The 20,556-nt window shown below is 69.8% G+C and carries 20 protein-coding genes; 19 read left to right on the top strand and 1 reads right to left on the bottom strand.

Features of this window, described 5'->3' with window-relative positions; genetic code table 11:
- The first annotated feature begins 1 nt into the window (after window position 1).
- From QTI68_RS14285 to QTI68_RS14330, 10 genes are all read left to right on the top strand, one after another.
- Window positions 2-955 (top strand): tripartite tricarboxylate transporter substrate binding protein, encoded by a 954-nt coding sequence (locus tag QTI68_RS14285; RefSeq protein WP_286522197.1) that lies wholly within the window; start codon window positions 2-4, stop codon window positions 953-955.
- Window positions 952-2,241 (top strand): 3-isopropylmalate dehydratase large subunit, encoded by a 1,290-nt coding sequence (locus QTI68_RS14290; protein WP_286522198.1) that lies wholly within the window; start codon window positions 952-954, stop codon window positions 2,239-2,241. Before QTI68_RS14285 ends, QTI68_RS14290 begins: the two co-directional genes overlap by 4 nt.
- Entirely contained in the window at window positions 2,238-2,735 is a 498-nt protein-coding gene (locus QTI68_RS14295; protein ID WP_286522199.1) for a LeuD/DmdB family oxidoreductase small subunit, read from the top strand. The genes QTI68_RS14290 and QTI68_RS14295 overlap by 4 nt, the downstream gene beginning before the upstream one ends.
- A complete protein-coding gene (locus tag QTI68_RS14300; RefSeq protein ID WP_286522200.1) occupies window positions 2,732-4,432 on the top strand; it encodes a hydantoinase B/oxoprolinase family protein in 1,701 nt (566 codons plus the stop codon). Before QTI68_RS14295 ends, QTI68_RS14300 begins: the two co-directional genes overlap by 4 nt.
- The gene (locus QTI68_RS14305) at window positions 4,429-6,483 is read left to right on the top strand and encodes a hydantoinase/oxoprolinase family protein (protein ID WP_286522201.1); all 2,055 of its coding nucleotides are present in this window, start codon (window positions 4,429-4,431) and stop codon (window positions 6,481-6,483) included. The genes QTI68_RS14300 and QTI68_RS14305 overlap by 4 nt, the downstream gene beginning before the upstream one ends.
- Entirely contained in the window at window positions 6,480-7,094 is a 615-nt protein-coding gene (locus QTI68_RS14310; RefSeq protein WP_286522202.1) for a cysteine hydrolase family protein, read from the top strand. The genes QTI68_RS14305 and QTI68_RS14310 overlap by 4 nt, the downstream gene beginning before the upstream one ends.
- The gene (locus QTI68_RS14315) at window positions 7,091-8,521 is read left to right on the top strand and encodes an FAD-dependent oxidoreductase (protein ID WP_286522203.1); all 1,431 of its coding nucleotides are present in this window, start codon (window positions 7,091-7,093) and stop codon (window positions 8,519-8,521) included. Before QTI68_RS14310 ends, QTI68_RS14315 begins: the two co-directional genes overlap by 4 nt.
- Window positions 8,511-9,374, top strand: a complete 864-nt coding sequence (locus QTI68_RS14320; RefSeq protein WP_286522204.1) for an isocitrate lyase/PEP mutase family protein — start codon at window positions 8,511-8,513, stop codon at window positions 9,372-9,374. Before QTI68_RS14315 ends, QTI68_RS14320 begins: the two co-directional genes overlap by 11 nt.
- Before the next feature lie 64 nt (window positions 9,375-9,438).
- A complete protein-coding gene (locus QTI68_RS14325; RefSeq protein ID WP_286522205.1) occupies window positions 9,439-10,425 on the top strand; it encodes a Bug family tripartite tricarboxylate transporter substrate binding protein in 987 nt (328 codons plus the stop codon).
- Window positions 10,426-10,445: 20 nt separating this feature from the next.
- A complete protein-coding gene (locus QTI68_RS14330; RefSeq protein WP_286522206.1) occupies window positions 10,446-11,348 on the top strand; it encodes an NAD(P)-dependent oxidoreductase in 903 nt (300 codons plus the stop codon).
- A gap of 81 nt (window positions 11,349-11,429) precedes the next feature.
- Here the strand turns inward: QTI68_RS14330 and QTI68_RS14335 are convergent, their stop codons facing one another.
- Entirely contained in the window at window positions 11,430-12,338 is a 909-nt protein-coding gene (locus tag QTI68_RS14335) for a LysR substrate-binding domain-containing protein (RefSeq protein WP_286522207.1), read from the bottom strand.
- Between the two features lie 141 nt (window positions 12,339-12,479).
- On the opposite strand from QTI68_RS14335, the gene QTI68_RS14340 reads away from it, so the two are divergent.
- The 9 genes from QTI68_RS14340 to QTI68_RS14380 are packed head-to-tail and all read left to right on the top strand — an operon-like array spanning window position 12,480 to window position 20,548.
- Entirely contained in the window at window positions 12,480-13,202 is a 723-nt protein-coding gene (locus tag QTI68_RS14340; RefSeq protein WP_286522208.1) for a substrate-binding domain-containing protein, read from the top strand.
- On the top strand, window positions 13,199-14,578 hold the full coding sequence (locus QTI68_RS14345; RefSeq protein WP_286522209.1) for an MFS transporter: 1,380 nt from the start codon (window positions 13,199-13,201) through the stop codon (window positions 14,576-14,578). The genes QTI68_RS14340 and QTI68_RS14345 overlap by 4 nt, the downstream gene beginning before the upstream one ends.
- Window positions 14,579-14,621: 43 nt before the next feature.
- Complete coding sequence (locus QTI68_RS14350) at window positions 14,622-15,650, top strand: amidohydrolase family protein (protein WP_286522210.1); 1,029 nt, start codon at window positions 14,622-14,624, stop codon at window positions 15,648-15,650.
- A gap of 20 nt (window positions 15,651-15,670) precedes the next feature.
- The gene (gene ligK / locus QTI68_RS14355; protein WP_286522211.1) at window positions 15,671-16,354 is read left to right on the top strand and encodes a 4-carboxy-4-hydroxy-2-oxoadipate aldolase/oxaloacetate decarboxylase; all 684 of its coding nucleotides are present in this window, start codon (window positions 15,671-15,673) and stop codon (window positions 16,352-16,354) included.
- A gap of 30 nt (window positions 16,355-16,384) precedes the next feature.
- On the top strand, window positions 16,385-17,377 hold the full coding sequence (locus QTI68_RS14360) for a Bug family tripartite tricarboxylate transporter substrate binding protein (protein WP_286522212.1): 993 nt from the start codon (window positions 16,385-16,387) through the stop codon (window positions 17,375-17,377).
- Between the two features lie 4 nt (window positions 17,378-17,381).
- A complete protein-coding gene (locus QTI68_RS14365) occupies window positions 17,382-18,299 on the top strand; it encodes an amidohydrolase family protein (RefSeq protein WP_286522213.1) in 918 nt (305 codons plus the stop codon).
- Window positions 18,299-18,739, top strand: coding sequence for a protocatechuate 4,5-dioxygenase subunit alpha (gene ligA / locus QTI68_RS14370; protein WP_286522214.1), 441 nt, complete (start codon window positions 18,299-18,301; stop codon window positions 18,737-18,739). The genes QTI68_RS14365 and ligA overlap by 1 nt, the downstream gene beginning before the upstream one ends.
- A gap of 1 nt (window position 18,740) precedes the next feature.
- Entirely contained in the window at window positions 18,741-19,595 is an 855-nt protein-coding gene (locus QTI68_RS14375) for a class III extradiol dioxygenase subunit beta (protein ID WP_286522215.1), read from the top strand.
- Window positions 19,592-20,548 (top strand): Gfo/Idh/MocA family oxidoreductase, encoded by a 957-nt coding sequence (locus QTI68_RS14380; protein ID WP_286522216.1) that lies wholly within the window; start codon window positions 19,592-19,594, stop codon window positions 20,546-20,548. Before QTI68_RS14375 ends, QTI68_RS14380 begins: the two co-directional genes overlap by 4 nt.
- Window positions 20,549-20,556: the final 8 nt, after the last annotated feature.

Genomic DNA, 20,556 nt, shown 5'->3' on the forward strand with positions numbered 1-20,556 from the left:
CATGAAACGCAGAGACATCCTCATTGCCTCCGTGACAGCGCTGGCCGGCACCGCCCGGGCCCAGATCGGCAACACGCCGATCCGCCTGCTGGTCGGCGCGCCGGCCGGCGGCTCGACCGACACCATCGCCCGCACCTTGGCGGCCGGCATGGGCCCGGTGCTGGGCCGCACCGTGATCGTCGAGAACCGGCCCGGCGCCGGCGGCAACATCGCCGCCGAGGTCGTCGCCAAGGCCCCGCCCGACGGCAACACGCTGCTGCTGAGCTTCACCAGCCATGCGATCAATGCGGCGCTCTATCCCACGCTGCCCTTCGATCCGGTCAAGGACTTCACGGCGCTGAGCTGCGTCGCGACATCGCCGTCGATCCTGGTCGCCCATCCGTCGGTGCCGGCCGACAACGTGCGCGAGCTGATCGCGCTGGCCAAGGCCAAGCCGGGCCAGCTCAACTTCGCCATCGGCGCGCTGGGCTCGTCGCTGCACATGGCGGGCGAGGCCTTCAAGATGCAGTCGGGCGTCTACATCGTGAACATCCCGTACCGGGGCACCGCGCCGGCCGTGCAGGACGTGCTCGCGGGCCAGGTGCAGCTGATGTTCGCGGCGGTCGGCAACGTGCAGCAGCACATCAAGGCCGGCAAGCTGAAGGCATTGGGCGTGACTTCGGCCAAGCGCCTGCCCGAGTTTCCCGACCTGCCGGCCATCGCCGAGACCTTGCCCGGCTACGAATCGAGCGCCTGGTTCGGCCTGTTCGGGCCGGCGCGCATGCCGCCCGAAACCACGCGCCGCCTGGCGGACGCCGCGCGGCAGGCGATCGCCGAGCCGGCGATGCGCAAGCGCTTCGACAGCGAGGGCGTGATCGCGGTCGGCAATACGCCCGAGCAGTTCGGCCCCTTCGTCCAGAGCGAGATCAAGCGCTGGGCCCAGGTGGTCAAGTATTCGGGCGCGAGGCCGGAATGACCACGCCCACCGTCACCCTCCAGCCGGCGCCGCAGACGCTGGCGCAGAAGCTCATCGCCCGTGCCTGCGGCCGCGCGGCGGTCGCGGTCGGCGAGATCGTGACCTGCAAGGTCGACCTGGCGATGTTCCACGACTCCTCGGGGCCGCGCCGGCTGCAGCCGATGCTGGAGGAACTCGGGGCGCAGATCTGGGACCGCTCGCGCATCGTGCTGGTGATGGACCACTACGTGCCCGAGCGCGACGACGACTCGCGCCGCATCGTGCGCATCGCCCGCGACTGGGCCCGCGACCAGCGGCTGCCGCATGTCTACGACAGCCAGGGCATCTGCCACGTGGTGGTGCCGCAGCACGGCCACATCCGGCCCGGCATGCTGTGCGTGGGCGGTGATTCGCACTCGCCGACCGGCGGCGCCTTCGGTGCCTACATGTTCGGCATCGGCAGCACCGAGATGCTTGGCGTGGTGGTCAGCGGCGAGATCTGGCTGCGGGTGCCCGAGACCCTCCAGATGTGGTGGGACGGCCGGCTGCCCGCCGGCGTCACGGCCAAGGACATGATGCTGCACATGCTGGCGCGCTTCGGCATGAACGGCGGACGCTACCAGGCGGTCGAGTTCTGCGGGCCGGCGGTTGCGGCACTGTCGATGCAGGAGCGCATGACGCTGTCGAACATGAGCGCCGAACTCGGTGGGCAGGTCGGACTGATCGCGCCCGATGCGACCACCTCGGCCTTCCTCGCCGAAGCCGGCGCGCCGGCGATCGACACGGCGCCGTGGTTCACCGACGAAGGCGCCGACCTGACGCGCCATCGCTTCGACGCATCGGCGCTCGAACCCTACGTGGCGGCGCCGCACAGCCCGGCCAATGCGCATGGCGTGAGCCACTACCTCGGCACGCCGATCGATGTCGCCTATGTCGGCGCCTGCACCGGCGCCAAGCTCGAGGACCTGCGGGCCGCCGCCCAGGTGCTGCGCGGCCACAAGGTGGCGGCCGGCGTGCGCCTGATCGTCGCGCCGGCCAGCCTGCAGGACCAGCAGCGGGCGCGTGACGAGGGTGTGTTGCAGTCGCTGCTCGACGCCGGCGCCGAGCTCTTTCCCACCGCCTGCGGCGCCTGCTCGGGTTACGGCGACCCGATGGGCGACGACATCACCGTGATCTCGACCACGGCGCGCAATTTCAAGGGCCGCATGGGCTCGCCCACGGCGCAGGTCTACCTGGGCTCGCCGTACACCGTGGCGGCGGCGGCGCTGCGCGGCTGCGTCACCGACCCGCGCGAGGTGCTGGCATGACGGCGCACCGCGTCTGGCGCCTCGGCGCCGATGTCGACACCGACGCATTGGCGCCGGGCCATGCGATGAAGCACGGCATCGACGTCATCGCCCGCCATTGCCTCGAGGCCGTGCGGCCCGAGTTCGCCCGCGAGGTGCGGCCCGGCGACCTGATCGTGGCCGGGCCGAATTTCGGCATCGGCTCGTCGCGCGAGCAGGCGGCCGCGGTGCTGGTGCACCTGGGCGTGGCGGCGGTGATCGCGCCTTCGTACGGCGGGCTCTATTTCCGCAATGCCTTCAACCTCGGCCTGCTGCTGCTGACCTGCCCCGAGGCCGAGACGCTGCAGGACGGCGACCGCGTCACCCTCGACGTCGTGCGCCCCTCGGTGGCGGCGCCCGATGGCCGGACGCTGGCCTGCGAGCCGGTGCCCGGATTCCTGATGGACATGGTCCGCGCAGGCGGCCTCATGAAGCAGCTGCGGCAGCGCTTCGGCAAAGAAAGATCCCAATCATGAACGACTCCCCCACGACCCCGATGGACCCGGTCACGCTCGCGGTGCTGCGCGGCCGCCTCGAACAGGTGGCCGACGAGATGGATGCGACGCTCTACCGCAGCGCCTTCAATCCCATCATTGCCGAGGCCCACGACGCCTGCCACGGCCTCTACGACGCCGACAGCGGCGACACGCTGGTGCAGGGCAAGTCGGGCCTGCCGGTGTTCGTCGGCGCGATGGCCTTCGCGGTGCGCGCGACCGCCGCCGCCGCGGCGCCGCGCGGCGGCATGAAGGACGGCGACATCTGGATCAGCAACGACCCCTACGACGGCGGCACGCACGCCAACGACTTCAAGCTGGTGCGGCCCTTCTTCCGCGACGGCCGGCTCTATTGCTACATGGCCTCGGCCGCCCACTGGCACGATGTCGGCGGCGCGGTGCCCGGCAACTACAACCCGGCCGCCACCGAGTGCTGGCAGGAGGCGGTCCAGATCCCGCCGGTGCGCATCGTGCGCGACGGCGTGCTCGACCAAGACGTGCTGGCGATCCTGCGCGCCAACACGCGGCTGCCCGAAAGCCTCTGGGGCGACCTGAACGGCCAGCTCGCCGCGCTCGAACTCGGTGCCAGGCGCCTGCACGGCCTGCTCGACGAGTACGGCGACGCGCCGGTGCTGCAGGCCATGGGCGAGCTGCGCAGCCGCGCGCTGCGCCTGATGCGCTCGCACATCGCCTCGCTGCCCGACGGCCGCTACAGCTTCGAGGACGTGCTCGACAACGACGGCATCGTCAACGAGCCGCTCACCATCGCGCTCGACATGACGGTGGCCGGCGACCGGCTGCTGCTCGACTTCTCGCGCACCTCGCCGCAGTGCGCGGGGCCGGTGAACATCTCGCGCGCGACCGCGATCGCGGCCTGCTACGTGGCGCTGAAGCACTTGTTCCCGGACGTGCCGGCGAACGCCGGCGTGCTCGATGCGGTGGACTTCGTCCTGCCTGACCGCCTAGTGATCAGCGCCGAACGGCCGCGGCCGGTCGGCGGCTACACCGAGACCATCCTGCGCATGATCGACGTGATCTTCAGCGCCGCCGCCCAGGCCGATCCGACGCGTGCGGTGGCGCAGGCCTACGGCACCATCAACGCGCTGTCGATCGCGGGCCACCGCAGCGACGCCGGGCGCGAGGGCCAGCGCTGGGTGATGTTCAGCTTCTTCGGCGGCGGGCATGGCGGCCATGCCGGCGGCGACGGGCTCTCGCACGGCAACGCGCCGATCTCCACCGCCACCATCCCGCCGCTCGAAATCCTCGAGGCGGCTTATCCGGTGCGCTTCACCGAATGGTCGCTGCGCGCCGATTCGGGCGGCGATGGCCGCCATCGCGGCGGCCTCGGCGCGGTCTACGAGATCGAACTGCTGGAGCAGGAGGCCGAAGCCTTCGTCTTCGGCGAGCGCGGCACCTCGCCGCCCAAGGGCATCGCGGGCGGCGGCGCCGGCGCAGTGAACGTCTTCCGCTACGAGAACGATGGCGCCTGGCACGAGCCGCCGATGGTGTCGAAGATGCGTGGCATCCAGCTGGTGCGGGGCCAGCGCGTGCGCCTCGAAACCCCCGGCGGCGGTGGCTGGGGCAGCGCCGCCGAGCGCGCGCCCGAACAGCGCGAGCGCGACCTGGCCATGGGCTACGTGAGCGCCGCCGCCGATGCAACCAAGAAAGCTTCCGAATGACTTCCCCAAGCCAATCCCTGGTCGTCGGCGTCGATGTCGGCGGCACCTTCACCGACCTGTTCGTGCTCGACGAGTCGAACGGCACGGCGCGCATCGTCAAGGTGCCGTCGACCCGCGGCGAGGAAGCCCGCGGCTTCATGAACGGCGTGGCCCGCGTGGCCGACTCGGCCGCCGCCATCGCCACCATCGTGCACGGCACCACGGTCGGCACCAACGCGCTGCTCGAACGCAAGGTGGCGCGCACCGGCATCATCACCACGCGGGGCTTCCGCGACGTGCTCGAGATGCGCCGGCGTGACCGGCCCCAGACCTGGGGCCTGCGCGGCAGCTTCGTGCCGGTGGTGCCGCGCGACCTGCGGCGCGAGGTCGACGAGCGCGTGCTGGCCGACGGCACGCTGCACACGCCGGTCGACCTCGACCAGGTCCGCGCCGAAGCCCGCGCGCTGCTGGAGGCCGGCTGCGAGGCGGTGTGCGTGTTCTTCATCAACACCTACGCCAACCCCGAGAACGAACGGCTGGCGGTCGCCGCGGTGCGCGAACTGTGGCCCAACGCCCATGTCACCTCGGCCTGCGAAGTGCTGCCCGAGATCCGCGAATTCGAGCGCTGCTCGACCGCCACGCTCAATGCGGCGCTGCAGCCGGTGGTCGGCAGCTACCTCGAGCGGCTGGAATCCGACCTGCGCGGCCAGGGCTTCGATGGCGAACTGCTGGTGGTGCAGAGCAACGGCGGCGTGATGTCGCGCCAGACCGCCAGCGACTTGCCGGTGCGCACCGCGCTGTCGGGCCCGGCGGCCGGCGTGATCGCCTGCGCGGCAATCGCGCGGGCGGCGGGCTTCCCGAATGCGATCACCGGCGACATGGGCGGCACCTCCTTCGATGTCTCGCTGGTCGCCAACGGCGAGGCCGCGCTGGCGGCGCAGACCGCGATCGAGTTCGGCATGGTGATCCGCTCGCCGATGATCCAGATCGAGACCATCGGCGCCGGCGGCGGCTCGATCGCCTCGGTCGACGCCAGCGGCATGCTGCAGGTCGGCCCCGAATCGGCCGGCAGCATCCCGGGCCCGGCCTGCTACGGCCGCGGCAACATGCGCCCGACCGTGACCGACGCCAACGTGCTGCTCGGTCGCATCGCTGCCGACCGGCCGTTGGGCGGCGGGCTGCTGGCGGCGCTCGATGCGGCCAAGTCCTTCGAGGCGATCGACCTGCATGTCGCCCGGCCGCTGGGCCTGGATGTCCACCAGGCGGCGGAGGCGATCCTCACGGTCGCGAACGCGCGCATGGCCGGCGCGATCCGGCTGGTGTCGATCGAGCGCGGCCACGACCCGCGCCGCTTCGCCTACATGCCCTTCGGCGGCGGCGGCGCGCTGCACGTGTGCGCGATGATGCGCGAGGTCGGCGTCGCCATTGGCATCGTGCCGCGCTACCCCGGCGTGACCTCGGCGCTCGGTTGCGTGATCGCCGACATGCGGCACGATGCGGTGCAGACCCTCAACCGCCCGCTCGACGAACTCGACGTCGCGCAACTGGCGCAGCGCATCGCTGAGCTCGCGGCGTCCTGCCAGCAGCGGCTCGATTCCTCGGGGGTGCGCTTCGACGAAGTGCGCGAGGTGATCGCGCTCGACATGCTCTATGCCGGCCAGACCCATACGCTGCCGGTGGTGCTCACGGCCGCCACCGCGCAGGCGTTGACGCGTGAAGGCATTCGTGCCGCCTTCGAGGCCAGCTACAGCGCCGCCTTCGGCCGGGTGCTCGACGGCATCGGCATCCGGGTGATGAACCTGCGCTATGCGCGCATCGGCGTGCGGCCCAAGTTCGACCTCGCCGTGCTGGCGCCCGAAGGCGAGGGCAGCGTCGCGCCGCTGGGCACGCAGCGCGTGTTCCACGCCGGGCAGTGGCACGAGGCGCTGCGCTTCGCGCGGCTGGCGCTGCCGGTCGGTGCCCGCGTCGACGGTCCGGCGATCCTCGAGCAGGCCGACACCACCGTCTGGCTCGAGCCCGGCTTCCATGCCGATGTCGATGCCCATGGCAACTTGCTGGTGAGGCTGTCATGACCGGCGGGGCGCCCGTCGTCGGCGCGACCACGGCGCTGATCGTGATCGACCTGCAGAACGACTTTCTCGATGCCCGCGGTGCCTATGCGCGCGGCGGCGACAGCAACCCGCCCGCGCTGCTGCTGCCCGACCGCGTGGCGGCGGTCGCGCGCGCGCTCAAGACCGTCGGCGGCCTGGTCGCCGCGAGCCAGTTCACGCTGTGGCCCGATGCCGCCGGCGAGCCGATGGTCTCGCCGCACCTGAAGGCGCTGCGCCCGTACCTGCGCAAGGGCGACTTCGCACCGGGCAGCTGGGGCCAGGCCAACGTCGACGCGCTGGCCGGCCTGGTCGACGTGGCGGTCAGCAAGGTCGCCTACTCGGCCTTCTTCAACACCCAGCTCGACTGGGTGCTGCGCCGCGCCGGCATCGACACCGTGGCCGTGTGCGGCATCGTCACCAACGGCGGGGTGGCGAGCACGGTGCGCGATGCCCACATGCGCGACTACCGCACGCTGGTGCTGGCCGACGGCTGCGCGGCTTTTGGCGAGGAGCGGCACCGGACCTCGCTGGCCGACATGGCCAACGTGGCCGAGGTGACGGACTGCGCGGCGTTCGTGCAGGGGCTGGCATGAGCGTCTCGAGCGCAGCGCCTGAGCGCCGGGTCCGGCGCGCGTCACGGATCGATGCCGAGATGCAGGTCGGCGTCGCGATCGTCGGCGCCGGTGCCTGCGGGCTCACGGCGGCGCTGATGCTGCACGACGCGGGCGTCGAATGCGTTGTGCTCGAACGCGACGCCGTGCCGAGCGGATCGACCGCGCTGTCCTCGGGCTTCATTCCGGCGCCCGGCACGCTCGCCCAGCGCCGGCAGGGCATCGAGGGCGACAGTCCTGCCCGCTTTGCGGCCGACATCCAGGCCAAGGCCCATGGTCGGGCTGCGCCGACGCTGGTGCAGGCGTACGCGCAAGCCGTCGGCCCGGCCCTCGATGCGCTGCAGGCCAGGCATGGCCTCGACTGGATCGTGCTCGACGGCTTTCTCTATCCCGGTCACAGCGTCCATCGAATGCACGCGCTGCGGCAGAAGACCGGTGCGGCCCTGATGGCCGGCTTGCAGGCGGCCGTCGAAGCCGCCGGCATCCCGGTGCTGACGCAGGCCCTGGTCGAGACGCTGTGGCTCGATGAAGCTGACCGAGCGATCGGCGTCGGCTACCGCCGCCCCGACGGCCGCGAGGAAACGCTGGGCTGCGACGCGCTGCTGCTGGGCTGCAACGGCTTCGGCGGCAATGCGGCGATGGTGCGCGCGCTGCTGCCCGAGATGGCCGAGGCCGCCTTCGGTGGCCACGTCGGCAACGACGGCAGCGCCATCCTCTGGGGCGAGGCGATCGGTGCCCGGCTGCGCGACCTCGGCGGCTACCAGGGGCACGGCTCCTGGGTCACGCCGCAGGGCGCGCTGATGTCCTGGGCCGTCATGATGGAAGGCGGCGTGCAGCTCAACCGCGAGGGCCGTCGCTTCCACGACGAGACCCAGGGCTACTCCGAAGCCGCGGTGCATGTGCTGGCGCAGCCGGGCGGCGTGGCCTGGAATGTCTTCGATGCGCCGCTGCTGGAACTGGCGCGCGGCTTTCCCGATTTTTGCGAGGCCGAGGCGGCCGGCGCGCTCAGGCGCTGCGACGGCATGGCCGAGCTGGCGGCCTGCATCGGCTGCGACGCGGCCACGCTGCAATCGACGCTCGACGGGCTTCGCGCCGGCGCCGTGCAGGCCGATGGCCGTGTGTTCGCGCGTCCACTGGCTGCGCCGTACTTCGCGGTCAAGGTCACGGGTGCGCTGTTCCATACGCAAGGCGGCCTCGACGTCGGACCCGACATGCGGGTCCTGCGCCAGGACGGCACCCCGCTGCCCAACCTGCTGGCCGCCGGCGGCGCCGCGGGCGGCGTGTCGGGCGATGCGGTCTGGGGCTATCTCTCGGGCAACGGACTTTTGAGCGCGGTCGCCGGCGGCTACATCGCGGCGCACACGGCCGCCGCGCTGATCGATGAAAGGAAGGCTTCCCATGGCCGATGAGACATTCAAGGCGCGCCTGGCGCGCAACGACATCGTGCTGGCGCCCGGCGTCTATGACGCGTTGAGCGCCCTGGTGGCCGAGCAGGCCGGCTTCGAGGCGCTGTACCTGTCGGGCGCATCGATCGCCTACACGCGGCTCGCGCGCTCCGACGTCGGGCTCACCACCTTCACCGAGGTCGAGGACACGCTGGCGCGCATCACCGAGCGCGTCGGCCTGCCGGTGATCGTCGATGCCGACACCGGCTTCGGCAATGCGCTCAACACGCAGCGGACGGTGCGCGGCTTCGAGCGTGCGGGCGCGGCGATGATCCAGATCGAGGACCAGGGTTTTCCGAAGCGCTGCGGCCACCTCGACGGCAAGACCGTGGTGCCGGTGCGCGAGATGGTCGGCAAGCTCGAGGCCGCACTCGATGCGCGCGCGTCGGCGCAGACCTTGATCCTCGCGCGCACCGACGCGGTGGCGGTCGAGGGACTCGATGCCGCGCTCGACCGGGCGCAAGCCTATCTCGAGACCGGCGTCGACGCGCTCTTCATCGAGGCGCTGCGTTCGCCCGCACAGATGGATGCCGCCTGCCAGCGCTTCGCCCATCGCGTGCCGCTGCTCGCCAACATGGTCGAGGGCGGCAAGACGCCGGTGCAGGACGCGGACGCGCTGCAGGCGCACGGCTTCCGGATCGCGATCTTCCCGGGCGGCACCGCCCGTGCGGTGGTGCACACGCTGCAGGGCTACTACGCGAGCCTGCATGCGAATCGCACGACGCTGCCGTGGCGCGACCGGATGCTGGATTTCGACGGGCTGAACGAGGTGATCGGGACGCCCGAGTTGATGGCGGCGGGCAAGCGCTACGAGTGAGCGGCGGCACGGCCCGCGCGCTTCGGCCTACACTGGCCGCCCCTTCCAAGCCTGTGCGTTCGACATGCGATCCACCCGTCGTCCCTTCCTCCTGCTTCCGGCCGCGCTCGGCCTTGCCGCCGTCCTGCCGGTCGTTGCCCACGCCGCCGACAGCCGCGACACCCAGCCGATCCGCCTGGTCGTCCCCTTCGGTGCCGGCGGCGTCGCCGACCTCACGGCGCGGGTGGTCGGCAAGGCGATGTCCAGCCAGCTGAACCAGCCCGTGATCGTCGACAACCGCCCCGGTGCCGGCGGCGTGGTGGCCGGCACGATGGTGGCCTCGGCGGCGCCCGACGGCCTGACGCTGCTGCTGATGAGCAACGGCACGGCGGTCAGCGAGGGCCTGTTCCAGAAGCTTCCGTTCGACACCCGCAAGGACTTCGCGCCGGTCTCGCTGCTGGGCTATTTCGACATCGCGATCGTGGTGCCCGAGAAGTCGCCGCTCCGCAGCCTGGCCGACCTGGTGGCGGCCGCCAAGGCGCGGCCGGGCGCGCTGAACATCGGCACGGTCAACATCGGCAGCACCCAGCACCTCGCGGCCACCCTGTTCAAGAGCCGCGCCGGCATCGACGCCCAGGTGGTGCCCTTCAACGGCACCCCGGCCGTGGTGACGGCCCTGCGCAGCGGCCAGATCGACGCCGGCGTCGAGATCCTGTCGCCCGTCATGCCGCAGATCACGGGCAAGGCGCTTCGCGTGCTGGCCGTGATGGGCGAGAAGCGCAACCCGGCCTTGCCCGATGTGCCCACGGCGGCCGAGGGCGCCGGGCTCAAGGGCTTCGACGTGCGTTCCTGGAACGCGTTGGCCGCTCCTGGAAAGACGCCGCGCGAGCGCATCGACCGGCTCAACCGCGCAGTCCGCGCGGCGCTGGCGTCGCCCGAAGTCCAGCAGCAGTTGGCGACGCTGAACGTGCAGCCGCGTGCCGGCAGCCCCGAAGAACTGGCGACGCTGCTCGACAGCGAGATCCACCGCTGGAGCGGCGTGATCGCCGCCGCGGGCATCCCCCGGCAATAGCTTTCCTGGCGAGGACTGACATGCAACTCGAACACATCGGAGTCGTCGGCTACGGCGAAGTGGGAAAGACCTTCGCCTCGGGCCTCAAGGACAAGCCCGGCGTTCAATCCGTCGGCGCCTGGGACCTGAATTTCATCGACCCTGCGCGCCAGGCGGACGAGCAGGCGCACGCGGCGCGCGCCGGCGTGGTGGCGCAGGCGTCGATGCGCGCCCTGTGCCAGGCCAGCACGCTGGTGATCTCCGCCGTCACGGCGTCGAACACCCTCCGCGTGGCCGAGGAGGCGGCGCCGCACCTGCGCCCGGGCACGCTGTTCCTCGACCTCAATTCGGCCTCGCCGGGCACCAAGAAGCGCTGCGCGGCGCTGGTCGACGCGGCCGGTGCGCACTATGTGGAAGCCGGCGTGATGACCTCGGTGCCGCCCTACGGCATCCGCGTGCCGATGCTGCTCGGCGGCGAGCGGGCCGCGGCTTTGGCCGAAGCGCTCGCCGCCTGGGGGCTGGACACCAAGGCGGTGAGCGAGCGGCTCGGCGTCGCCAGCGCGATCAAGATGAGCCGCAGCGTGATGATCAAGGGCCTTGAGGCGCTGGTCATCGAAAGCTACGCCACGGCGCGCGCCTATGGCGTCGAGGACCATGTGCTGCCGACCCTGCAGGAGACCTTCCCGAGCATCGACTGGAGCCGGCAGGGCGCCTACTTCTTCAGCCGCGTGGTCCAGCACGGCCAGCGCCGGGCCGAGGAGATGCGCGAGGCCGCCAACACGGTGCGCGAAGCCGGCTTTGCGCCGACCATGGCCGCGGCCATCGCCGAGAAGCAGCAGTGGGTGGCCGACCAGGCGAAGGCCGGCGTGTTCGACGGGCTCGACAAGCAGGCGACGTGGCAGGACTACGCCGACCGGCTGCTCGCGCAACGAGGCAAGGACTGAGCCCCCACGCTCGTCACTTCGTGTACTCGCTGCCCCCCGAGGGGGAGCGGTCCGCCTTGGGGCGGCCCGGCGGCGGACCTTTCAACCCCGTAGCAGCGTCTCGCCGGTCTTGCGGATCAGCTCGAGCGTCGCGTGTTGCGTCAGGGTGGCGCGGCGCAGTGCGCTGACCGCGGTGAACACCGGGATGCGCAGCGGCGGCGACACGATCTCGCGCAGGGTGTAGGCCGACGGATTGATCGAGCGGATCACCGCGTTGCGCGACAGGATCGCGAAGCCGGCGCCGTCGGCGACCAGGTCGAGCATCGCCGAGACGCCGTCGATCTCGAGCGCGACCCTCGGCGTGCAGCCGACGCCGGCCATCTCCGATTCGACATACATCCGGATCGCGTTTGGCCGGCTCGGGATCACCAGGGGCAGCCGTGCCACCTCCGCCAGTGTCAGGGGGGCGGGCGGCGGATCTTCCTGCAGGCCGGGCGGCCGGCGCCCGACCAGCATCAGCGCCTGGTCCAGCAGCCGCTGGACGTCGATCCCGGGCATCGGGCGGGCGTCGTAGAGCACCGCGATGTCCAGCCCGCCATGCAGCAGCTGGTCCTGCATGGCGGTCGAGAGGTTCTCGCTGATCGACAGCTGGGCCTGCGGCATCTGCTCGCGGAAGGCACGGGTCAGCGGCACGGTCAACACCCGCGCGATGCTCGGCGGCAGCCCCACGGCCACCCGCCCGGCCAGCGAGCCGCGCACCCGGTCGAGCTCCTCGCGGGCGCGCTCCACCTGGTGCAGGATTCCGCGCCCATGGGCCAGCAGCACCTGGCCGGCCTCGGTCGGCGTCGCGCCGCGGCCGTTGCGCACCAGCAGGTTCTGCCGCAGCTCGACCTCGAGCAGGCGCACCTGGCGGCTGAGCGCCGGCTGCGCCACCTTGAGCGCCACCGCGGCCCGCGTGAAGCTGCCCAGTTCGGCGACGCGCACGAAATACGCCAGCTGTTTCAGGTCCAAGGGTCGTCTCCAGGCTCGGTCTAGCATGATATGCCGTTTTGTTCTAGCTGCTAGTGGCCTATGGCGGATCCAGTAGAGCGATCCCGCCGCACAATCCGCCGATCGAGCCCGCCAATGGGCCGTGGAGACAAGGCGAAAAGCATGCAGAAAGCCGCAATCAAGGGTATTTCGTCGATGGCCACCCGCCAGGTGCTGGCCGACCTCGTGGCCGCGTTCGAGGGCCGTTCGGGCGCTTCGGTGTCGATCGAATCGGTCGGCGGCGTCGATGCCGCCAAGCGGGTGCAGGCGGGCGAGGCCTTCGACCTCGTCATCCTGGCCTCCGACGCGATCGACAAGCTGATCGCCGCCGGCCGCATCGATGCCGCCAGCAAGACCGACCTGGTGCGCTCCGGCGTCGCGGTGGCCGTGAAGGCCGGCGCGCCGCACCCCGACATCGGCTCCGAGCAAGCGCTGCGCAGCGCCGTGCTGGCCGCCCGCAGCCTCAGCTACTCCACCGGCCCGAGCGGCGTCGCGCTGGCCGCGCTGTTCGAGCGCTGGGGCATCGCCGAAGAGATCAAGCCCCGCATCGTCCAGGCGCCGCCGGGCGTGCCGGTCGGCACGCTGGTGGCCCGCGGCGAGGTCGAACTGGGCTTCCAGCAGCTCAGCGAGCTGATCCATGTCCAGGGCATCGACCTGCTCGGTCCGATGCCGGCCGCGATTCAGATCGTCACGACTTTTTCAGGCGGCGTCTGCAGCGGATCGACCCAGGCCGAGACCGCGCGTGCCATGCTGGCCTTCATGGCCTCGCCCGAGGCCGACGCGGCGAAGCGCGCCCAGGGCATGGACCCGGCTCAACGCAACTCGCAGGAAATCTCGGGATCATGAAAAAGCAAGACAACGCGCCGCTCGACGTCCAGGCGTTCTTCAACGCGCAAGGCTTCTCCGGCTACCAGTGGCTGATCTTCGGCCTGTGCTTCCTGGTGGTGCTGCTCGACGGCTTCGACACCGCCGCCATCGGCTACATCGCGCCGTCGCTGATCGGCGAGTGGGGCGTGGCCAAGCCCGCGCTGGCGCCGGTGCTCAGTGCAGCGCTGTTCGGGTTGGCAGCGGGCGCCTTGAGCGCCGGTCCGCTGGCCGACAAGTTCGGCCGCCGCGCCGTGCTGACCGCCTCGGTGCTGGTGTTCGGCCTGGCCAGCCTGGCGTCGAGCTTCTCGGGCAGCCTGGACAGCCTCACCGTGCTGCGCTTCGTGACCGGCCTGGGTCTGGGTGCCGCGATGCCTAATGCCGTGACCTTGACCAGCGAATATTGCCCGGACAAGCGGCGCGCGATGCTGACCAATGCGATGTTCTGCGGCTTTCCGCTGGGCGCGGCCTTCGGCGGCTTCCTGGCCGCCTGGATGATTCCGCACTGGGGCTGGCGCAGCGTGCTGCTGCTGGGCGGCACGGTGCCCGTGGTGCTGGCGCTGCTGATGCTCGTGGCGCTGCCCGAATCGGTGCGCTACATGGTGGCCAGGGGCCAGCCGGCCGAACGCATCCGCCGGGTGCTGGTGCGCATCTCGGCGACCGCGGCCGCGGCGACCTCCTTCGTGCTGACCGAGCGCCAGGCCGCAGGCCCGGTGGCCGGCAGCGGCATGGCGGTGGTGCTGGGGCGCAGCCACCGCATTGGCTCGTTCATGCTGTGGCTGGCCTATTTCATGGGGCTGGTCATCTTCTATGCGCTGATCAACTGGATGCCGATCCTGCTCAAGGATGCCGGCATGGATCCCCACAAGGCCGTGCTGGTGTCGGCGCTGTTCCCGCTGGGCGGCGTGGGGGCCGTGTTCTTCGGCTGGCTGATGGACCGTTTCAACGCCAACCGGATCATCGCGGTGGGCTATGCGCTGACGGCCCTGTCGGTCTACCTGATCGGCCAGGCCGTGGGCAACGACGGCCTGCTGGTGGCGATGGTGTTCGTCGCCGGCACCCTCATGAACACGGCGCAGTCGTCGATGCCGGCGCTGGCCGCGGCCTTCTATCCCACGCAGGGGCGGGCCACCGGGGTCGCATGGATGCTGGGCATCGGCCGCTTCGGCGGCATCGCGGGCTCGTTCCTGGTGGCCGAACTGGCGGCCCGCAGCCTGGGCTTCGACCGCATCTTCACCATCGTGGCCATTCCGGGCCTGGTCGCCACCGCGGCGCTCGTCGTCAAGCAGTGGACCCATCCGCAAGCGCCGCGCGAACTGAGTCTGCGCGATGCCGCCGCCGGACCCGCGGCCCATTGATTCCTTCACAGTCATCGACCTTTCAGTCCCAGGAGCACACGACATGATCATCGACGTCCACGGTCACTACACGACCGCACCCGCTGCACTCGGCGCCTGGCGCGACCTGCAGATCGCCGGCCTCAAGGACCCGTCCAAGGCGCCCAAGGCCGCAGATCTCAAGATCAGCGACGACGACATCCGCGAGACCATCGAGAGCAACCAGCTCAAGCTCATGAAGGAGCGCGGCTCCGACCTGACCATCTTCAGCCCGCGCGCCAGCTTCATGGCGCACCACATCGGCGACTTCAACACCTCGTCGACCTGGGCGGCGATCTGCAACGAGCTCTGCTATCGCGTGAGCCAGCTGTTCCCGGACCACTTCATCCCGGCGGCGATGCTGCCGCAGTCGCCTGGCGTCGACCCCAAGACCTGCATCCCCGAGCTGGAGCGCTGCGTCAAGGAATACGGCAACGTCGGCATCAACCTGAACCCGGACCCGAGCGGCGGCCACTGGACCAGCCCGCCGTTGAGCGACCGCCAGTGGTACCCGATCTACGAGAAGATGGTCGAGTACGACATCCCCGCGATGATCCACGTCAGCACCAGCTGCAACCCGGCCTTCCACACCACCGGCTCGCACTACCTCAATGCCGACACCACGGCCTTCATGCAGTGCCTGACCTCGGACCTGTTCAAGGACTTCCCGACCCTGCGCTTCCTGATCCCGCACGGCGGCGGCGCGGTGCCCTACCACTGGGGCCGTTTCCGTGGCCTGGCGCAAGAGCTCAAGAAGCCGCTGCTCGACGAGCACCTGCTCAACAACATCTACTTCGACACCTGCGTCTACCACCAGCCCGGCATCGACCTGCTGAACACGGTGATCCCGGTCAAGAACGTGCTGTTCGCCTCGGAAATGATCGGCGCCGTGCGCGGCATCGACCCGACCACCGGCCACTACTACGACGACACCAAGCGCTACATCGCGTCGAGCAAGATCCTGAGCGACGCCGACCGGTTCCAGATCTACGAAGGCAATGCGCGCCGCGTGTTCCCGCGGCTCGACGCCGCATTGAAGGCCAAGGGCCTCTGACACCTCAAGGAGACATGACCATGTACGAACTCGGAGTCGTCTATCGCAACATCGAGCGCGCCGACCGCGCCACGGCCGACGCCCTGGCCAAGCTCGGCTCGGCCACGGTGCACGAGGCCATGGGCCGCGTCGGCCTGCTCAAGCCCTACATGCGGCCGATCTATCCCGGCGTGCAGGTGTCGGGCACCGCGGTCACCGTGCTGCTGCAGCCCGGTGACAACTGGATGATGCATGTGGCGGCCGAGCAGATCCAGCCCGGCGACATCGTGGTGGCGGCGGTCACGGCCGAATGCACCGACGGCTACTTCGGCGACCTGCTGGCGACCAGCTTCCAGGCCCGCGGCGCCCGCGCGTTGATCATCGACGCCGGCGTGCGCGACGTGAAGACGCTGCAGGAAATGAACTTCCCGGTCTGGAGCCGGGCGATCTCGTCCAAGGGCACGATCAAGGCCACGCTCGGCTCGGTCAACATCCCGGTGGTCTGCGCCGGCATGCTGGTCACGCCCGGCGACGTGATCGTGGCCGACGACGACGGCGTGGTCTGCGTGCCGAAGGCGATGGCCGCCAAGGCGCTCGAAGCGGCCGTGGCGCGCGAGGCCAACGAGGGCGCCAAGCGCGAGAAGCTGGCCTCCGGCGTGCTCGGCCTCGACATGTACAAGATGCGCGAGCCCCTCGAGAAGGCCGGCCTGCGCTACATCGACTGATTTTCTTTTTTCTCCCTCCGGATTCCAACCATGCAAGTCACACGACGCTCCCTGACGACCCTCGCTCTGGCCGCCGGCGCACTCACCGCCGCGGCGCTTCCGATGGGTGCCCTCGCGCAGCAGTTCCCGACCAAGCCGGTGCGCATCATCACGCCGTTCCCGGTCGGCGGCGGCCCCGATGGCGTCGCCCGCCTGGTGGCCGACAAGCTCTCGCGCGCCTGGGGCCAGCCGGTGGTGGTGGAGAACCGTCCGGGCGGCAACGGCTTCATCGCCATCGACGCCTTCAAGCGCGGCGCCAAGGACGGCACCGACATGATCGTGCTCGACAACGTGCACCTGGCGGCCTATCCGGCGCTGTTCAAGAAGCTGCCCTACGACCCGGTGAAGGACTTCGACACGCTGCTGCCGCTGTTCAAGACCTACTTCTTCTTCACGGTCGCGACCGACAGCAAGTACAAGACCGTCGGCGACATCATTGCCGACGCCAAGGCCCATCCGGGCAAGCTCAACTTCGGCTCCTGGTCGATCGGCAATCCGGTGCACCTGGGCTCCGAGATGTTCGCCTCCGCCACCGGCATCAAGATGGAGCACGTGCTCTACAAGGAAACCACGCAGCTCTACACCTCGGTGTCGACCGGCGAACTTTCCTTCGCGCTCGGCAGCGCCGCCACCGCGGGCCCGCTGCAGCGCGCCGGCAAGCTGCGCTTCCTGGCCGTGGCCGCACCGCAGCGCCTTTCCAGCTTCCCGGACGTGCCGACGGTGGGCGAGTCGGGCGGGCCGAAGGGCTTCGAGGTCACGGGCTGGAACGCGATCGCGGTGCCGCCGGGCCTGCCCGCGGCCGTCACCGAGAAGATCAGGAAGGACATCGAGGCCGCGCTGGCGAGCCCCGACGTGCAGGAGAAGTTCAAGAGCTTCGGCTATGAGCCCTTCCCGACGACCCGCGACCAGTTCAACCAGTTCGTCAAGACCGAGACCCAGCGTTTCGGCGACGTGATCCGCAAGGCCAACATCACCCTGGACTGAGACCATGACCACTTTCACCAAGACCCCCGGCTGGCTCGACTGGTACGCAGGCCCGTCGAAGCCGCGCTTCAAGGTGCCGCCCGGCAGCGTCGACGCGCACTGCCATGTGTTCGGCCCCGGCGACCAGTTCCCGTTCGCGCCCGAGCGCAAGTACACGCCCTGCGACGCCTCCAAAGACCAGCTGTTCGCGCTGCGCGACCACCTCGGCTTCGACAAGAACGTGGTGGTGCAGGCCACCTGCCACGGCGCCGACAATCGCGCCATGGTCGATGCGCTTAGGGCCTCCAACGGCCGTGCCAAGGGCATCGCCACGGTCAAGCGCAGCATCAGCGACGCCGAGCTCAAGGAACTGCACGACGCCGGCGTGCGCGGCGTGCGCTTCAACTTCGTCAAGCGGCTGGTCGACTTCACGCCCAAGGACGAACTGCTCGAGATCGCCAGCCGCATCGCGCCGCTGGGCTGGCATGTGGTGATCTACTTCGAGGCCGTCGACCTGCCCGAGCTGTGGGACTTCTTCACCGCGCTGCCGACCACCGTGGTGGTCGACCACATGGGCCGCCCCGACGTGAGCAAGCCCATCGACGGCCCCGAGTTCGAGCTGTTCCTGAAGTTCATGCGTGAGCACACCAACGTCTGGAGCAAGGTCAGCTGCCCCGAGCGCCTGTCGCTCAGCGGCCCGAAGGCGCTGAACGGCGAGCAGGCGGCCTACCAGGACGTTGTGCCTTTCGCCCGCAAGGTGGTCGAGAGCTTTCCCGACCGCGTGCTGTGGGGCACCGACTGGCCGCACCCGAACCTCAAGGACCACATGCCCGACGACGGCCTGCTGGTCGATTTCATCCCGCAGATCGCGACCACGGCCGAGCTGCAGCGCAAGCTGCTGGTCGACAACCCGACGCGCCTGTACTGGCCGGAGCTGAAGTAATGTCCCTCGACAAACCCTACAAGGACGTGCCCGGCACGACCATCTTCGACGCCGAGCAATCGCGCCTCGGCTACCACCTGAACCAGTTCTGCATGTCGCTCATGAAGGCCGCCAACCGCGAGCGCTTCAAGGCCAACGAGCGGGCCTACCTAGACGAGTGGCCGATGACCGAGGAGCAGAAGCAGGCCGTGCTGGCACGCGACCTGAACCGCTGCATCGCGCTCGGCGGCAACATCTACTTCCTGGCCAAGATCGGCGCCACCGACGGCAAGAGCTTCCAGCAGATGGCCGGCAGCATGACCGGCATGACCGAAGAGGAATACCGCGACATGATGATCAAGGGCGGCCGCTCGGCCGAAGGCAACCGCTACGTCGGCGAAGATGGCGACGCGCAGGCGCAGCACCAGCCGCAAGGCGCGGCCGGCCGCAAAGGACACTGACATGGCACGTATCACCGCATCCGTCTACACCTCGCACGTGCCCGCCATCGGCGCGGCGCTCGACCTCGGCAAGTCGAACGAGCCCTACTGGAAGCCGCTGTTCGCCGGCTACGACTTCTCCAAGCAATGGATGAAGGACAACAAGCCCGACGTCGTCTTCCTGGTCTTCAACGACCACGCCACGGCCTTCAGCCTGGACATGATCCCGACCTTCGCGATCGGCACCGCCGACTCGTACCAGCCGGCCGACGAAGGCTGGGGCCCGCGTCCGGTGCCGGTCGTGAAAGGCCATTCGGCGCTGGCCTCCCACATCGCGCAGAGCGTGATCCAGCAGGACTTCGACCTCACCATCGTCAACAAGATGGACGTCGACCACGGGCTCACGGTGCCGCTGTCGCTGATGTGCGGCCAGCCCGAGGCCTGGCCCTGCCCGGTGATCCCCTTCGCGGTGAACGTGGTGCAGTACCCCGTGCCCAGCGGCCGCCGCTGCTTCATGCTCGGCCAGGCGATCCGCCGCGCCGTCGAGTCCTTCGATGAAGACCTGAACGTGCAGATCTGGGGCACCGGCGGCATGAGCCACCAGCTGCAGGGCCCGCGCGCCGGACTGATCAACGCCGACTGGGACAACAAGTTCCTCGACCGCCTGATCGCCGACCCCGATGGCCTCTCGAAGGTGCCGCATATCGACTACGTGCGCGAAGCCGGCTCCGAGGGCATCGAGCTCGTGATGTGGCTGATCGCACGCGGCGCGATGGCCGACGTCGCCGGCGGCAAGCCGCCGAAGGTCGCGCACCGCTTCTTCCACGTTCCCGCGTCCAACACGGCCGTGGGCCACCTCATCCTGGAGAACCAATGACCAAGACCATCAAAGTCGCGCTCGCCGGTGCCGGCGCGTTCGGCATCAAGCACCTCGACGGCATCCAGAACATCGACGGCGTCGAAGTCGTCTCGCTGGTCAGCCGCGAACTCGACAAGACCCGCGAAGTGGCGGCCAAGTACGGCATCGGCCACGTCACGACCGACCTCGCCGACTCGCTGGCGCTGAAAGAGGTCGACGCCGTCATCCTCTGCACGCCGACCCAGATGCATGCCTCGCAGAGCATCGCGGCGCTCAAGGCCGGCAAGCACGTGCAGGTCGAGATCCCGCTGGCGGATTCGCTCAAGGATGCGCAGGCGGTGGTCGACCTGCAGAAGCAAACCGGCCTGGTCGCGATGTGCGGCCACACGCGCCGCTTCAACCCCAGCCACCAGTGGGTGCACAAGAAGATCAAGGCCGGCGAGTTCAACATCCAGCAGATGGACGTGCAGACCTACTTCTTCCGCCGCACCAACATGAACGCGCTGGGCCAGGCGCGCAGCTGGACCGACCACCTGCTGTGGCACCACGCCGCGCACACGGTCGACCTGTTCGCCTACCAGGCCGGCAGCCCGATCGTGAAGGCCAATGCGGTGCAGGGCCCGATCCATCCGACGCTGGGCATCGCGATGGACATGTCGATCCAGCTGCAGGCGGCCAATGGCGCGATCTGCACGCTGTCGCTGTCCTTCAACAATGACGGCCCGCTCGGCACCTTCTTCCGCTACATCGGCGACACCGGCACCTACATCGCGCGCTACGACGATCTCTTCACCGGCAAGGAAGAAGCGATCGACGTCTCGAAGGTGGACGTGTCGATGAACGGCATCGAGCTGCAAGACCGCGAGTTCTTCGCCGCGATCCGCGAAGGCCGCGAGCCGAATTCGAGCGTGGCGCAGGTGCTGCCTTGCTACCAGGTGCTGCAGCAGCTGGAACAGCAACTGCAGAGTTGAGCCGCGCC

It is taken from the genome of Variovorax sp. J31P207, from assembly GCF_030316965.1.
Classification (GTDB): Bacteria; Pseudomonadota; Gammaproteobacteria; order Burkholderiales; family Burkholderiaceae_C; genus Variovorax; species Variovorax ginsengisoli_B.